14 protein-coding genes are annotated in these 14,944 nt (G+C 50.8%); 8 read left to right on the plus strand and 6 right to left on the minus strand.

All coding sequences use genetic code 11. The features are described 5' to 3' along the window. Nucleotides 1-82 precede the first annotated feature (82 nt). Nucleotides 83-715: a LysE/ArgO family amino acid transporter gene (locus KCG43_RS07915; RefSeq protein WP_192015751.1), complete on the plus strand. Its 633-nt coding sequence runs from the start codon at nucleotides 83-85 to the stop codon at nucleotides 713-715. Nucleotides 716-787: 72 nt separating this feature from the next. On the opposite strand, the gene mscS is transcribed toward KCG43_RS07915, so the two are convergent. From mscS to epd, 4 genes are all read right to left on the minus strand, one after another. Then, a complete protein-coding gene (mscS, locus tag KCG43_RS07920) occupies nucleotides 788-1,672 on the minus strand; it encodes a small-conductance mechanosensitive channel MscS (protein WP_218384259.1) in 885 nt (294 codons plus the stop codon). Nucleotides 1,673-1,935: 263 nt separating this feature from the next. Then, on the minus strand, nucleotides 1,936-3,012 hold the full coding sequence (fbaA, locus tag KCG43_RS07925; protein WP_027253596.1) for a class II fructose-bisphosphate aldolase: 1,077 nt from the start codon (nucleotides 3,010-3,012) through the stop codon (nucleotides 1,936-1,938). 138 nt (nucleotides 3,013-3,150) lie between these two features. Next, entirely contained in the window at nucleotides 3,151-4,314 is a 1,164-nt protein-coding gene (locus KCG43_RS07930; RefSeq protein WP_192015753.1) for a phosphoglycerate kinase, read from the minus strand. A gap of 44 nt (nucleotides 4,315-4,358) precedes the next feature. Beyond that, nucleotides 4,359-5,432, minus strand: coding sequence for an erythrose-4-phosphate dehydrogenase (gene epd, locus KCG43_RS07935; protein ID WP_192015901.1), 1,074 nt, complete (start codon nucleotides 5,430-5,432; stop codon nucleotides 4,359-4,361). A gap of 642 nt (nucleotides 5,433-6,074) precedes the next feature. Between epd and metK the strand changes: the two genes are divergently transcribed. From metK to KCG43_RS07950, 3 genes are all read left to right on the plus strand, one after another. After that, nucleotides 6,075-7,229, plus strand: a complete 1,155-nt coding sequence (gene metK, locus KCG43_RS07940) for a methionine adenosyltransferase (RefSeq protein ID WP_218384261.1) — start codon at nucleotides 6,075-6,077, stop codon at nucleotides 7,227-7,229. Between the two features lie 385 nt (nucleotides 7,230-7,614). Beyond that, nucleotides 7,615-8,112, plus strand: coding sequence for a SprT family zinc-dependent metalloprotease (locus tag KCG43_RS07945; RefSeq protein ID WP_218384263.1), 498 nt, complete (start codon nucleotides 7,615-7,617; stop codon nucleotides 8,110-8,112). A gap of 114 nt (nucleotides 8,113-8,226) precedes the next feature. Next, nucleotides 8,227-8,934, plus strand: coding sequence for an endonuclease (locus tag KCG43_RS07950; protein ID WP_370630674.1), 708 nt, complete (start codon nucleotides 8,227-8,229; stop codon nucleotides 8,932-8,934). A gap of 73 nt (nucleotides 8,935-9,007) precedes the next feature. Here the strand turns inward: KCG43_RS07950 and KCG43_RS07955 are convergent, their stop codons facing one another. Beyond that, nucleotides 9,008-10,321 (minus strand): hypothetical protein, encoded by a 1,314-nt coding sequence (locus KCG43_RS07955; protein ID WP_218384267.1) that lies wholly within the window; start codon nucleotides 10,319-10,321, stop codon nucleotides 9,008-9,010. 250 nt (nucleotides 10,322-10,571) lie between these two features. On the opposite strand from KCG43_RS07955, the gene rsmE reads away from it, so the two are divergent. The 4 genes from rsmE (at nucleotide 10,572) to ruvX (ending at nucleotide 13,410) form a co-directional block, all read left to right on the plus strand. Continuing rightward, the gene (rsmE, locus tag KCG43_RS07960; RefSeq protein WP_218384269.1) at nucleotides 10,572-11,303 is read left to right on the plus strand and encodes a 16S rRNA (uracil(1498)-N(3))-methyltransferase; all 732 of its coding nucleotides are present in this window, start codon (nucleotides 10,572-10,574) and stop codon (nucleotides 11,301-11,303) included. A gap of 15 nt (nucleotides 11,304-11,318) precedes the next feature. Beyond that, on the plus strand, nucleotides 11,319-12,269 hold the full coding sequence (gene gshB / locus KCG43_RS07965) for a glutathione synthase (RefSeq protein WP_218384271.1): 951 nt from the start codon (nucleotides 11,319-11,321) through the stop codon (nucleotides 12,267-12,269). 152 nt (nucleotides 12,270-12,421) lie between these two features. Beyond that, nucleotides 12,422-12,985: a YqgE/AlgH family protein gene (locus KCG43_RS07970; RefSeq protein WP_027253605.1), complete on the plus strand. Its 564-nt coding sequence runs from the start codon at nucleotides 12,422-12,424 to the stop codon at nucleotides 12,983-12,985. Further along, complete coding sequence (gene ruvX / locus KCG43_RS07975; RefSeq protein WP_027253606.1) at nucleotides 12,982-13,410, plus strand: Holliday junction resolvase RuvX; 429 nt, start codon at nucleotides 12,982-12,984, stop codon at nucleotides 13,408-13,410. The genes KCG43_RS07970 and ruvX overlap by 4 nt, the downstream gene beginning before the upstream one ends. A gap of 145 nt (nucleotides 13,411-13,555) precedes the next feature. On the opposite strand, the gene KCG43_RS07980 is transcribed toward ruvX, so the two are convergent. Next, on the minus strand, nucleotides 13,556-14,872 hold the full coding sequence (locus tag KCG43_RS07980; protein ID WP_218384273.1) for a YjiH family protein: 1,317 nt from the start codon (nucleotides 14,870-14,872) through the stop codon (nucleotides 13,556-13,558). Nucleotides 14,873-14,944: the final 72 nt, after the last annotated feature.

Below are 14,944 nucleotides of genomic sequence, written 5' to 3' on the forward strand. Positions count from 1 at the left end.
ATTTACTAAATCATAGCGAGTGATTTAAGCTTTAGCCAGATGTAGCCGTCACTTTCACCACAGAATAAGGACAATATCACTCATGAGTCTATGGCCGTTACTGCAAGGCTTTGGCCTTGGCGCCAGCATGATTATTCCGATTGGCGCTCAAAATGCGTATGTACTCAATCAAGGCATTAAACGTAATCATCATTTAACCACTGCCACTGTATGCTGCCTGCTTGATGTGTTGTTCATCAGTCTGGGTGTATTTGGTGGCGGCGCGCTGCTTTCCAGCAACGAAAGCGTGCTGCTGGCTGTGACCTTGGGTGGGATCGCTTTTCTGCTGTTTTACGGTAGCCTGTCTCTGAAAAGTGCCTTTAGTCAGGCCTCTGAAGAAGAGGCACAAAGACAAACACTGGCTCGCGGCAGACGGGCCGTAGTTGCTGGCGCGCTGGCTGTTACTGTACTCAATCCGCACCTGTACCTGGATACCGTTGTTATTCTGGGTTCGATTGGCGGGCAGTTTGAGGGCCAGGACCGCATTGCTTTTGCCATAGGTACGATATTGGCATCATTCGTTTGGTTCTATACCTTGTCGATTGCCGCAGCGAAGATGGCGCCAACCTTGTCCCGGCCCAAAGTCAAACGTGGCATCGATATTGCCGTTGCCGCCATGATGTTCATTATTGCGGCCCATCTGGCTCAAGGCCTGCTGACACAGTATATTTTCTAGCATCTGCATGGTACGTGCCAAAAACAACAATGGAGCCAAACGGCTCCATTGTTGTTGCAATTTAGCTGAACATTATTCTTCAACTTTGTTGAGGTACACATCCATTTGCGGAAAGGGAATCTCAATACCTTCTTTATCCAGCTCTTCTTTGATCGCCTGGAGCAAATCAAAATAGACGGCCCAGTAATCGGCGGTTTTCACCCAGGGACGAACTACAAAATTCACCGAAGAGTCAGCCAGAGCCACTACACCAATAGTTGGCGCAGGCGTTTTCAGTAAGCGAGGCTCTGCATCCAAAACGCGCTTGAGCACTTCTTTGGTTTTCTTCAGATCCGATTTGTACGAAACCCCGATGACATAATCAATACGACGGGTTTCATGCCTGGAGTAGTTGGTGATAGCTCCACCAATCACAGCCGCATTAGGGACAACCACCATTTTGTTGTCCGGGGTATTCAGTACGGTCTGAAAAACCTGAATAGATTCGACAGAACCGGCCACCCCGGCCACTTCAACATAATCGCCTGATTTAAAAGGACGGAAGGCAACAATCAGCACACCGGCAGCGAAGTTGGACAGTGAGCCCTGCAAGGCCAGGCCGATAGCCAGGCCGGCGGCACCGATGACAGCTACCACAGAGGCCGTTTGCACACCCACTCGGCTTAATGCCGCAATCAGCACTATCACAAACAACAGGTAGCGGACCATTGACTGCAGGAATTTGACAACCGCTTCATCCATTTGCTTGCGGCGCAGCATTTTGCCGAAGCCGCTCGCCACCCCTTTCGATACCAGATTACCAATAAACAGAATTAATAAGGCAGAAATCAGGTTAACGCCATACTGGATTAACAGCTCCTGATTATCGACAACCCAGTTACCCGCTTGTTTTACACCATCAGCCAGCTCATTATTGGCAATGGTATCAACCATTTTATCCGTTACACTCTCAGTCATAGCGCTCTCTCTACATTGGGGATGATGCGGTAATGCTCAAGTCCCGTGATACATAACAAACAGAACGAAATTACCCTAACAATAACCACTTATCTGAACTCAGATAAGTATGATACGACATGCGCAATCATTGCTGTCATAGCGGTCACAAGCAAGATTTTTTTATGCGGTTTAAGGTAACTTTATTCAGCTCTTGCTATTAAACCAAATAAAAAAGCCCGCAAAGCGGGCTTTTTACAATCTAATCTGCTCAGAGTGACAAATTACAGCACGTCTACTGCATTCAGATCAGAGAAAGCTTGTTCCAGGCGCTTAACCATAGAATCCTGACCTTTACGCAGCCATACGCGTGGATCATAGTATTTCTTGTTAGGTGCATCTTCACCGGTTGGGTTACCGATCTGGCCCTGCAGGTAAGCTTCGTTTTCCAGGTAGTACTCACGGATACCGTTCCAGGTTGCCCACTGAGTATCAGTATCGATGTTCATTTTGATCACACCGTAGCCGATAGATTCGCGGATTTCTTCCAGAGAAGAACCTGAACCACCGTGGAATACAAAGTTCAGCGCATTAGACTCAATACCGAACTTCTCAGAACAATACGCTTGAGAATCACGCAGGATAGTTGGCGTAAGAACCACGTTTCCTGGCTTATAAACACCGTGTACGTTACCGAATGACGCTGCGATAGTGAAACGCGGGCTGATAGCATTCAGTTTCTCATAAGCGTACGCAACATCTTCTGGCTGAGTGTACAGAGAAGATTGGTCCAGGTGAGAGTTATCTACACCGTCTTCTTCACCACCGGTACAACCCAGTTCAATTTCCAGCGTCATGTTCATCTTGCTCATGCGCTCAAGGTACTTGGCACAGATTTCGATGTTTTCTTCCAAAGACTCTTCAGACAGGTCAATCATGTGCGAAGAGAACAGAGGTTTGCCTGTTTCCGCAAAGTGCTTTTCACCGGCGTCCAGCAGACCATCGATCCATGGCAGCAGTTTTTTCGCCGCATGGTCAGTGTGCAGGATCACTGGCACACCGTAAGTTTCAGCCACGGCGTGAACATATTTTGCACCCGCAATCGCACCCAGGATCGGGCCGTTCTGACCTTCCAGCTTCAGGCCTTTACCGGCAAAGAAACCTGCACCGCCGTTTGAGAACTGAACAACAACAGGGGCTTTCACTTTCGCGGCAGCTTCAAGCACTGCGTTGATAGAGTCCGTGTTAACTACGTTAACCGCTGGCAGAGCAAATTGGTTTTCTTTTGCTACTGCAAATACTTTCTGTACGTCGTCGCCAGAAATCACACCAGGTTTTACGAAGTCGAAGATCTTAGACATAACAATAGTCCTATTAGCTTTTAGCTTTGTTGTCTGGGTTTAAAGATAAACTCATTGCTAATGTGTGCGGCCAAACGGTTAATGTTCACACCACACACAGCATATTCCAGGCGCCGAGCAAGCCCAGCGCCGCTGTTATCAGGCTTTCGCTCGTTCTTCCAGCATAGCAACTGCCGGCAGTTTTTTGCCTTCTACAAACTCCAGGAACGCACCGCCACCGGTTGAGATGTAAGACACTTTATCTTTGATACCGTACTTATCAATGGCTGCCAGCGTATCGCCGCCACCGGCAATAGAGAAACCTTCAGAATCGGCAATCGCTTGCGCTACGACTTCAGTACCTTTACCAAATTGCTCAATCTCGAACACGCCGACCGGGCCGTTCCACAAAATAGTTTTGGCTTCTTTGATAATGCGAGCCAGCTCAGCAGCAGAATCCGGACCGATATCCAGCACCATGTCGTCTTCTGCAATATCAGAAGCAGACTTAATGGTGGCTTCAGCCGTGTCAGAGAATTCTTTGGCGCAGACTACGTCAGTCGCAACCGGCACATTAGTTTGCTCCATCAGCGCTTTCGCTGTGTCAAGCAGTTCGGCTTCGTACAGAGATTTACCGACGCCATGGCCTTCAGCCGCAATAAAGGTGTTTGCGATACCGCCACCCACCACAACCTGATCGGCAATCTTCGCCAGTGACTCCAGCACGGTCAGTTTGGTCGACACTTTAGATCCGCCAACAATCGCCACCATAGGACGAGCCGGATTACCCAGCGCCTTACCCAGAGCGTCCAGTTCCGCAGCCAGCAGCGGGCCTGCACAAGCCACAGGGGCAAACATGCCCACACCGTGAGTAGATGCCTGGGCACGGTGCGCCGTACCGAATGCATCCATCACAAACACGTCACACAGTGCCGCGTATTGCTTGGACAGTGCTTCGTCATTCTTCTTCTCGCCCACGTTAAAGCGAACGTTTTCCAGTACTACCAGCTCGCCTGCATTCAGATCCAGACCATTCAGGTAATCTTTCGCCAGCGTCACATCACAGTCGAGCGCGTCTTGCAGATAGTTCACTACAGGCTGCAGAGAGAACTCGTCAGCATATTCACCTTCGGTCGGGCGACCCAGGTGAGAGGTAACCATTACCTTTGCGCCTGCTGCCAGGCATTGCTTGATCGTAGGCAGAGATGCCAGGATACGTGCATCAGAAGTTACTTTACCTGCTTTTACTGGCACGTTCAGATCGGCACGGATCAGCACGCGTTTACCGGCCAGATCCAGCTCAGTCATCTTGATTACAGACATGGTTTGTCCTCTCAATAGTCTTACTGTGTAAATGATAAATATGTTCAGCCCTGCGATTTTGCCTGGCTGGGAAATTCAGAAACGTCTTTCAGCTGACCACTGACCTGATGCATCACCAGTGCTGTATCCAGCATTCGGTTTGCAAATCCCCATTCGTTGTCGCACCAAATCAGCAATTTCAGCAGGTGCTGATTGCTGACACGCGTCTGGGTGCCATCAACAATGGCGCTGTGGGGATCATGATTGAAGTCAACAGAAACAAGTGGCGCTGTGGTGTAATCGACAATATCCGTCAATGTACACCTGGCAGCCTCGGCCAGGGCTTGATTTACATCATTAACCGAGACATTAGTCTTCACCGTAACGCTCAGATCCATCGCGGTGACGTTAATTGTAGGAACCCTGACTGAAATCGCCTCAAATTTATCCGCAAATTTAGGGAAAATACGGCCTATACCTAAGTGTAATTTTGTGTCTACCGGAATGATCGACTGGCTCGCGGCGCGTGTCCGGCGCAGGTCAGTATGGTAGGCATCGATCACCTGCTGGTCATTCATGGCTGAATGAATCGTTGTGATAGTGCCGGATTCAATGCCGAAAGCTTCATCAAGCACTTTAATCACAGGAACAATGCAGTTGGTGGTACAGGAACCGTTGGAAACAATGCGATCTTGAGGTGACAGGCTGTCTTGGTTAACACCGAAGATGATGGTGTTATCTATGTCGTTAGCTGCAGGATGGGAAAACAGGACTTTCTTGGCACCGGCCTGAATATGGGCTTCACCATCGGCTCTTGAGCCGTACACCCCGGTACAGTCCAGAACGATATCCACTTCCAGATCCCGCCACGGGAGCAACTGGATATCATTGAGATGAAGAATACGAATCGCGTCTTCACTCTGACCATCGGCAATGAACAGATGTTCCTGATCATGGCTGACCTTGCGACCAAAGCGACCATGACTAGAATCATACTGAAGCAGATGTGCCATAGCTTCAGGCTGAGCCAGTTCATTCACTGCCACGACTTTTATCTGGTGGTGTTTGCCGCTTTCATACAAGGCCCGCAGTACACTGCGGCCGATACGGCCAAATCCATTAATTGCGACTCGTAATATCATATCCGTGCTACGTAAGTGAAAAGCCGCTCTAGTGTATACCAAGCGTTAACGAGATTCATCCTAATTGTGACCCGCCTCACTCCCCAGAACGATTGTCTGCGAGCGTAGCGCAATGCCAGTAAATACGCCCGCTGTAACTACATCCTTCCTTATAACAGATATATAAATAGTGCTTTATCGGAATAAATAAAGCTCCCGTCTGGCGTATTTTTTTCATTGTTCGAAATAATTTTTCTGCAACCTATCAATAACAATTGGTCCGAGCAGTAAATCACCGACGTTCAATCAGGCAATCGCGGTTTTGATCGCAATACGCGCCGATCCATCAAGAGGCCGGAACGCATTTCGCAAAGAGAAGAAGGGGCTGTCAACTCACAAAGAAGGTAAATAGTCTGAATTTTTAGTTAAAACCAATATTATTAACTAGTAAGATTACAAACCACATGATGAAGATAATCGTTTGGCTGAAAATTATCTTATTTCCACACATATCTAGTTGTTGATTTTGATCCCATACAAGTTATTATAGCCGTCTAGACGGAGGTAGCTCTATACATACAGACTGATGATTAATCACTCAGACTGCTGAAAATCACACCTCCAATCACCTTTAAAGTTTTTCTAATAGTGAGAATACTCATGGCGAAACACCTGTTTACTTCTGAGTCGGTATCGGAAGGCCATCCAGATAAAATTGCAGACCAGATCTCAGATGCAGTCCTGGATGCGATCTTAGAACAAGACCCGAAAGCACGTGTTGCGTGTGAGACTTACGTAAAAACCGGCATGGTCATGGTCGGTGGTGAAATCACTACCACAGCTTGGGTGGATATCGAAGAGCTGACCCGTCAGACGGTGCGTGAAATTGGTTACGTCCATTCAGACATGGGCTTTGATGCCAACTCTTGTGCCGTACTGAGCGCAATTGGTAAGCAGTCTCCTGATATTAACCAGGGTGTTGACCGCAGCGACCCGAAAGATCTGGGTGCAGGCGATCAGGGGATTATGTTCGGTTACGCCACCAACGAAACTGAAGTGCTGATGCCGGCCCCTGTCACTTATGCTCACCGTCTGGTTGAGCGTCAGGCTAAAGTCCGTAAAAACGGTACGCTGCCATGGCTGCGCCCGGATGCCAAAAGCCAGGTCACCTTTGCTTATGACCAGGGCAAAATCGTGGGTATCGATGCCGTTGTTCTGTCGACTCAGCACTGTGACAGCATTGAACTTCCTGTGCTGCAAGAAGCTGTGATGGAAGAAATCATCAAACCGGTTCTGCCGGCAGAGTGGTTGAACAAAGACACCAAGTACTTCATCAACCCAACCGGCCGCTTTGTGATCGGTGGTCCAATGGGCGACTGTGGCCTGACTGGCCGTAAAATCATCGTCGATACCTACGGCGGTGCAGCGCGTCACGGCGGTGGTGCCTTCTCTGGTAAAGATCCATCAAAAGTGGATCGCAGTGCGGCCTACGCCGCCCGTTATGTGGCGAAGAACATAGTCGCAGCTGGCCTGGCTGACCGTTGTGAAATCCAGCTGTCGTACGCTATCGGTATTGCCGATCCAACATCCATCATGGTGGAAACTTTTGGTACAGAGAAGGTCTCTCACGACCTGATCGTTGAAGCCGTTCGTCACCACTTCGACCTGCGCCCATACGGCCTGATCGAAATGCTGGATCTGCTGCAGCCTATCTACAAGAAAACAGCGGCATACGGTCACTTTGGTCGCGAAGAATTCCCTTGGGAAAAAACCGACAAAGCAGAGCTGCTGCGCGATTACGCCAACATCAAGTAATCGAATCTGCAAGGCTGTGATTCTTACTCGTGAAAAAGGAAGCTTCGGCTTCCTTTTTCATTGCTTTTCTTTCTCACCGCCCCGCTCCCCTGTACAGCTCTTTCAGCTTTTGACCACCTATGATCTAAAAGCAGACCAAGCTGCTCACCCCTCTCGTAAAAACAGATAACAATATAAAAATAAACATATTTTAGTGTTATTTACTTCCCATGATCCAATCGCCCGAAAAGCTGATCATCTGTACCTGTACAGCTTCCGGAGGTTTTGAACACCTATGTTCTAAAAACTGTCACTGCTGTACAAAACGCATTTCAGGCCATCGAAGGTAGAAAATCAGCGCCAGACCTTACATACTGAACCCCTTGTTTGTTCACCTTTCAGCATCATGGACTCACTACAGCAAGCCATTATTGAACGTACCCTCTCCTGCCTTCGCCGGGCTGAAAACAAGCTTGGCAAACAGTTTCCAGATCCGGCAATCCGCTTTACCCAGCGCGGTAAAATTGCTGGCAGTGCCCGGATGCAAAGCTGGGAGATCCGCTATAACCCGGTATTACTGGCAGAAAACCCGCACGCTTTTCTGGCCGAAGTGGTTCCCCATGAACTCGCCCATCTGCTCACTTTTGCCTGTCACGGCAAAGTGCGTCCACATGGCCCTGAATGGCAAAAAATGATGACTGAGGTGTTCAATGTGCCGGCGCGCACCACCCACAGCTTCGATATCTCTTCTGTAAGCGGGCGTACTTTCCCCTACCGCTGCCAGTGCCGGGAGCATCAGCTCACTGTCAGACGGCATAATAAGATTCTGCGTCAGCAAGCCATCTATCACTGCATGCAATGCCACCAGCCTTTGATGCCTGTTACTGGAAATGCGTCGCAGTGAAATTGAAAATTTGATTTTTTACACACAGATAACGTGAAACACTTCTAAAAAATTCCGGTACTGATAACATCATCATCCATACATTCAGTCACCGGAAATCCCATGTTAATCAAGCTGAAATGGCTAATGACTGCCGTACTGCTAAGCGTCAGTGCCCTGCCCTCTCCCGTATTGGCAGACCCACCGCACAACTTCTCCAAAGCAAAAAAACTGCTGGTAAACATTTATCAGGATCACAACGAGAGCTTTTACTGCGGCTGCCGGATTGAATGGCAAGGGAAAAAGGGAATCCCGGATCTGAACAGCTGCGGCTATCAGGTTCGCAAGCAGGAGACGCGTGCCAGCCGGATTGAGTGGGAGCACGTGGTGCCTGCCTGGCAATTTGGCCATCAGTTGCAATGCTGGCAGGATGGCGGACGTAAAAACTGCCGTAAAGATCCGACATTCAGCCGGATGGAAGCCGACATGCATAACCTGACCCCGGCCATTGGCGAGGTGAACGGCGATCGCTCGAACTATCGCTTTGCCCCCTGGCGTGAACATGACGGTGCTTTCTACGGCCAGTGCGAAGTGAAAGTTGATTTCAAAAACCGCCGGGTGGATCCGCCACCCCGTGCCCGAGGAGCCATTGCCCGCACCTATCTATATATGGAGCAGGAATACCGCTTCCGTCTGGCGAAAAGTCAGCGCCAGCTGATGCAGGCCTGGCATAAGACTTACCCGGTCAGCCCCTGGGAATGCGAAAGGGATCGACGTATTGCCAACATCCAGCACAAGCATAACGGCTTTGTGCTGGAAGCCTGTCAGCAAGCAGGACTTTGATCTAACCACGGCTGAGATCAGGGGCTCTCAGCCGTTTGCCTATGCTTAATGCTTAATGCTTAATGCTTAGTGCTTAGTGACGCAGCATCTCATCCAGGTAACGCTGGCTGTTATCGGCAACCGGCGCCTGGCGATTGAAACGCTCAAATCGGGCCGACATCACAGCAGTCCGCGCCTGGCACCATCCATAGCCGTACGGCAGATCCACCGGCATTGAACTGGCTATTGATGCAAATTCAGCGCTCAGATCCTGCTGTAAGATACTCTCCGATACCAGCCTGGCGCGCGGCACAACCTCTTTCTGCGCCAGCCGGTTGCGCTGCCCCCAGCCAATAATCAAATCATCACAACTGTAATTTTCAACCTTGGGTGAGGACGTAAACGCCACATCAGAGACCGCCTCATATTCCCGCCACATCATATAAGCTTCAAACAGCATGGCGACATCTTCTGCGCCGGTGTAATAGCCGTAAAAATCGGCGCCACCATCAGGCTCGAATGCCGATCCTGCCTGCTCAGGCGACATGGTCGTTGACGCCGAGGCGCCGCCAAAATAGCTCTCAGCCATCAACTGTAAACTGTCTGCTGAAAGCGCATGGGCTTGTTGCAATGATGTCTGAATCCAGTTGCCTTTAATCTGCTTGATGTTTTTACCTATGCTGGTTGACACATCCAGCACACTGAGTTGATCCGGCGGCAGGAAGTCGTTGGCATGAGCCAGCTCATGGACCAGCAGATTAAACAGTCCCGGCGCTATTTCTGATTTGCTCCGCCAGTAATTGTCGTACTCATCGAAGGTATTGCTGTAAGTAACATAATCACCATTGCTGTACACATAACGTTGTAAAGCCAGAAACGGCAGGACATCTGCAAACCCGGAGCGGTAATCTTGCTGCTGATAAATGTCATTCCATTCCGCCTGATTGCGCCACAGATACCGCGGATCGATATATATCCCTGCAGTATCTGTGTGATAGAAAGACGGGCGGATATCAAGGCTGAGTACAATGACATTGAGTGGCTTAAACAGATTCAGCACATCCTGCGGTAAGTCACGCACCACATCCATAAAGCTGTCCCCCATCCAGCCATGGGATACCAGCAATCGCTGGGCAATGTCGTCCGGCGTCAGATCGCCCTGAATGTCATAGCCGAGCGGTGCGATATCCTGCAACTGGCAGGACTGCCTCTGTTTATAGATGACAGCACAATCTTCGGCTGCCAACCCGTACTGACTAGAGCTCAGATACGGCTGCAGGCTGGCCAGCAAAGGATCGCCATCCACATTCAGGCTGCGCTCGCCAGACTTACCGTCGCCGCCACAGCCCGCCGCCAGCACCGCCGCCATAAGGAGCGCCAGTCTGTGCGTTCCTTGTGTTATTGTCATTTTTGTTATGTCCCCTGTGCAACAAAGCAGGCATTTTAGGTGATACGGGTTTCAATCCCACTGACTTTTTGCCGGAGTTATGAGCCGCATCAATGTCGGCTTATGCAGCTTTTGCGCGAGATAACACTTCAGCGCGCTTCCGCTGTGTTTCATCGCGCAGTATTCGGCACTGTGCAATGTTCGGTACATTGCCGCCAAGCTTGATATACTGACGCCAGGAATAACCATCAAAGCCAACGAATTTAATACTATGAGAGTGCCACGTATTTTCCATCCTGAGACCCTGCCGGCAAGCGGTAGAGTGCCATTAAGTGACGACGCCGCCAACCATGTCGGCCGCGTGATGCGGATGCAGCCAGGCCAGGAAATTCTGTTGTTCGACGGCAGCAATGCTGAATTCCCGGCTGTCATTACCGAAGCCGGTAAAAAACATGTCGAAGTAGAGATTTCTGCCCGTATTGAGCACAGTGTGGAGTCCCCTTTGGATCTGCACTTGGGCCAGGTGATTTCCCGCGGCGATAAGATGGAATTCACGATTCAGAAATCTGTCGAGCTGGGCGTCAACAGCATTACGCCGCTGATCTCAGAGCGCTGTGGTGTCAAACTGACTCAGGACAGGTTCGATAAGAAACTGTCACAGTGGCAAAAAATCGCCATCAGCGCCTGCGAGCAATGCGGCCGCAATGTGGTGCCGGAAATCCGTCCTGTGATGAAACTGGAAGACTGGTGCGCGGAAGAATTTGACGGCCTGAAGTTGAATTTGCACCCAAGAGCCCAATATTCCATAAATACCCTGCCCGCACCTGTCACCCGGGTCCGTCTGCTGATCGGGCCGGAAGGCGGTCTGTCGGAGCAGGAAATCAGTATGACTGAAACGTTCCGGTTCAGCGAAGTGCTGCTGGGTCCCCGGGTTCTCAGAACTGAAACTGCCGCTATGACGGCGATAACTGCGCTACAGGTCCGCTTTGGCGATCTTGGCTAACCAAGGAGAAAAGACATGATCAAATTGGGTATTGTGATGGATCCCATCCAGTCCATTACCATCAAAAAGGATTCCAGCTTTGCGATGATGCTTGAAGCGCAGCGTCGCGGCTGGGAAATCCATTATATGGAAATGGCTGATCTGTCTCTGGAGCAAGGCAAAGCAATCGCCCGGACCCGGATCGTCAAATTGCAGGAAGATCCGAACGACTGGTTCAGCTTCCACTGTGAGCAGGAAATCGAACTGAGCGAGCTCGATGCCGTGCTGATGCGCAAAGATCCGCCGTTCGATACTGAATACATCTACGCCACCTATATTCTGGAGCGCGCGGAAGAACAGGGCACCCTGATCGTCAATAAGCCCCAGAGCCTGCGTGACTGTAATGAAAAACTCTACACCGCCTGGTTCCCCGAGCTGACACCCACCACAATAGTGACCCGCCGGGCAGATAAGATCCGCGCCTTCCAGCAGGAACACGGCGATATCATTCTCAAGCCGCTGGACGGTATGGGCGGCTCGTCGATCTTCCGTGTCAAAGCCGGGGATCCTAACCTGTCGGTGATTATTGAAACCCTGACCAATCACGGTGAATACTACTGTATGGCGCAAACGTTCGTGCCGGACATCAGTAACGGCGACAAACGCATTCTGGTAGTTGACGGCGAGCCTATGCCTTACTGTCTGGCCCGTATTCCGGCCGAAGGGGAAACCCGTGGCAATCTGGCCGCCGGTGGCCGCGGCGAACCCCGCCCGCTGAGCGAGACTGATCGCAAAATTGCTGAAGCTGTCGCACCGGCACTGAAAGAAAAAGGGCTGATTTTTGTTGGCCTGGATGTGATTGGCGACAAGCTGACTGAAATCAATGTCACCAGCCCAACCTGTATTCGCGAAATTGAAGCGGCGTATGATATTTCTATTACAGGCAAACTGATGGATGCCATAGAACGCCGCCTGAAAACCGCTTGATACTGATACCACCCGGACGTGTTGTCTGCTGAAGTTGACAACACGTCACGTTTTCATTTTTAACAGCATCTCTCTCAGACTTACCATTTAGGCCAATTAGTCCTCATACTGTAATTATGAGAGCCTGTCTGAGAGTGTGTAAGGACTGAACGATGAATCTCACCAATCACTTTCTGGTGGCCATGCCCAGTCTGCAAGATCCGCACTTCAAACGCAGTGTGGTGTATGTGTGCGAGCATAACGACGAAGGCGCGATGGGCATTGTCATTAATTTGCCAATTGATGTGTCTGTCGGCAGCATGCTGGAGCAGATCAAAGTGGAGCGAGACTTGCCACTTGCGCATCCTGCCAGCCTGGAGAAGCCTGTCATGATAGGCGGCCCGGTGGCCGGTGACCGGGGATTTATCCTGCACAACAGCAAAGAAGAATACAGCTCCAGCCTTGATCTGACCGAAGAGATCAAGATGACCACATCAACCGATATCCTGCCTTTGCTGGGCACCAAGGATGAGCCGAGTCAATTTCTGGTTGCCCTTGGCTACGCCGGCTGGACCGCCGGTCAGCTGGAACAGGAACTGGCCGACAATAGCTGGCTGACCATGGAAGCGGATCCCAAGGTCGTGTTTGAAACTCCCATCAATGAACGCTGGGACAAAGCCGTCGCCAAACTGGGTATCCATTCCGCTAACTTATCCACTGAAATAGGACATTCATGAGCACCTCTCGTACAGTACTTGCCTTCGACTTTGGCACCAAAAGCATTGGCGCCGCCATCGGCCAGGAACTGACGGGGACAGCCAATCCCCTTTCGGCACTCAAAGCCAACGACGGTATTCCCAGCTGGGAAGCGATTGAAAAATTACTGAAAGAATGGCAACCCGACCTGATTGTGGTCGGCCTGCCGCTGGATGTTTACGGCCAGGAGCTGGAAAGTATCACCCCACGCGCCCGCAAATTTGCCAACCGCCTGCACGGCCGGTTCGGGTGCCAGGTCGAATTACATGATGAGCGTTTGAGTACGGTCGAAGCGCGCTCGGATCTCTTTGCCCGTGGTGGCTATCGCTCACTCAGCAAAGGCAATGTCGACTCTCAGTCTGCCGTGGTTATCCTCGAAAGCTGGTTCGAACAGCAATACGGTTGATCGCTCGGTACAGCGTTTTTAGTTTTGAGATCATGGCTGACCCAAAACCCTGAACGCTCGACGCAGCCGACAAAAAAAGCCCTGAAAGCAAACGCTTCAGGGCTTTTTTGTCACTCAACGTTATCAGGCCAGAGTGATGGCAAGCTTACATGTGCCCGGCCACAAACATCGCAAACGGAATCGCCAGCAGCAAACTCAGCGCGGTACGGATAAACCAGATCACCACCAGCCGCCCGACACTGAGCGGAATGGAGGTCGACAGAATGCAGGGAATGGAGGCGGAAAAGAACAGCACGCTGGACACACAAATCACGCCCGCCGCCATACGCACCACAAACTCCGCCTCGCGCAGCAGCAGAGCAGGCAGGAACATTTCCGCCAGACCCGATGCCGAGGCCTGCGCCAGTTCTTTCGCGCCATCAATGCCCCACACCGCGGTAAACGGGTAGAACAGATAGCCCAGCCACTCAAACACAGGGGTGTATTTCGCCACCAGCAAACCAATCAGGCCCACAGACATGATGGAGGGCAGGATGGAGATGGTCATCACCAGGCCGTCTTTAATGGTAGATAAGATATTGCCGCCCAAAGCCGGCGCCTGACGGGCCACACTCATGCCGGTCTGATAAGCCGTCTGCAGTCGCCCTTCGCTGCCGGCATCAGGTTCAGGATCCGCCACGGATTCATCCATCTGACGTAACGGCGGCAGACGGACAGTAATCGCGGTGACAATGAAAGTGATCACCAGAGTGCCCCAGAAATACAGGTTCCATACCGACATCAGATCCAGGGTTTTCGCCACTATGAGCATAAAAGTGGCCGACACGGTCGAGAAGCCGGTGGCGATGATCGCCGCCTCTTTCGCTGAATATTGCCCTGATTTGTATACTCTATTGGTGATCAATAACCCCAGAGAATAACTGCCGACGAATGAGGCAACCGCATCAATAGCAGAGCGCCCCGGCGTACGCCAGATCGGTCGCATCACAGGCTGCACCAGGATACCAATCAGTTCCAGCAAACCATAGCTCACCAGAAACGACAGGAAAACAGCCCCTACGGGAACGATAAGCCCGACCGAGATCACCAGCTTCTCGAACAGAAACGGCAGCATGTCTTTGCTGTGCAGGAACTCTGGTCCTGCACCTGTTACCGCCATCAGTGCCGCGCCAGCGCCCATGACTTTGAGTACAGAAAAAACTTTATCTGTCAGGCTCTTTGACCATTGACCGGTGACAAAAGGATAGACCGCACCTATCACTATCATGGCAAAGGCATACCAGGCAACACCGCTCCCCAGCCAGACTTTGATTTGACTAACCAAATGATCCAGCGGGATCGTCGATTTTCCATTCACAGAAATTGGAACGAAAAAGAAAAATATCCCGACAGCACTGAGAAACAGTAATCGGAAACGTGCCAGTGCATCCGATGCACTGACACGAGACTGAGATTGTTCCATGTTATTCACTCCCTCTACACGTTATTTGTATATACATATAGAGAGCGAGCAAACAGAGCGCAAGGTGGTTAT

It is taken from the genome of Photobacterium sp. WH24 (assembly GCF_019204055.1).
Lineage (GTDB): Bacteria > Pseudomonadota > Gammaproteobacteria > Enterobacterales > Vibrionaceae > Photobacterium > Photobacterium arenosum.

Coding starts and splice junctions, on each gene's coding strand:
- ruvX (WP_027253606.1), top strand. CDS start 12,982: ATGAGCACCTCTCGTACAGTACTTGCCTTCGACTTTGGCACCAAAAGC.
- KCG43_RS07915 (WP_192015751.1), top strand. CDS start 83: ATGAGTCTATGGCCGTTACTGCAAGGCTTTGGCCTTGGCGCCAGCATG.
- KCG43_RS07930 (WP_192015753.1), bottom strand. CDS start 4,314: ATGTCTGTAATCAAGATGACTGAGCTGGATCTGGCCGGTAAACGCGTG.
- rsmE (WP_218384269.1), top strand. CDS start 10,572: ATGAGAGTGCCACGTATTTTCCATCCTGAGACCCTGCCGGCAAGCGGT.
- KCG43_RS07970 (WP_027253605.1), top strand. CDS start 12,422: ATGAATCTCACCAATCACTTTCTGGTGGCCATGCCCAGTCTGCAAGAT.
- KCG43_RS07955 (WP_218384267.1), bottom strand. CDS start 10,321: ATGACAATAACACAAGGAACGCACAGACTGGCGCTCCTTATGGCGGCG.
- KCG43_RS07980 (WP_218384273.1), bottom strand. CDS start 14,872: ATGGAACAATCTCAGTCTCGTGTCAGTGCATCGGATGCACTGGCACGT.
- KCG43_RS07945 (WP_218384263.1), top strand. CDS start 7,615: ATGGACTCACTACAGCAAGCCATTATTGAACGTACCCTCTCCTGCCTT.
- mscS (WP_218384259.1), bottom strand. CDS start 1,672: ATGACTGAGAGTGTAACGGATAAAATGGTTGATACCATTGCCAATAAT.
- fbaA (WP_027253596.1), bottom strand. CDS start 3,012: ATGTCTAAGATCTTCGACTTCGTAAAACCTGGTGTGATTTCTGGCGAC.
- metK (WP_218384261.1), top strand. CDS start 6,075: ATGGCGAAACACCTGTTTACTTCTGAGTCGGTATCGGAAGGCCATCCA.
- gshB (WP_218384271.1), top strand. CDS start 11,319: ATGATCAAATTGGGTATTGTGATGGATCCCATCCAGTCCATTACCATC.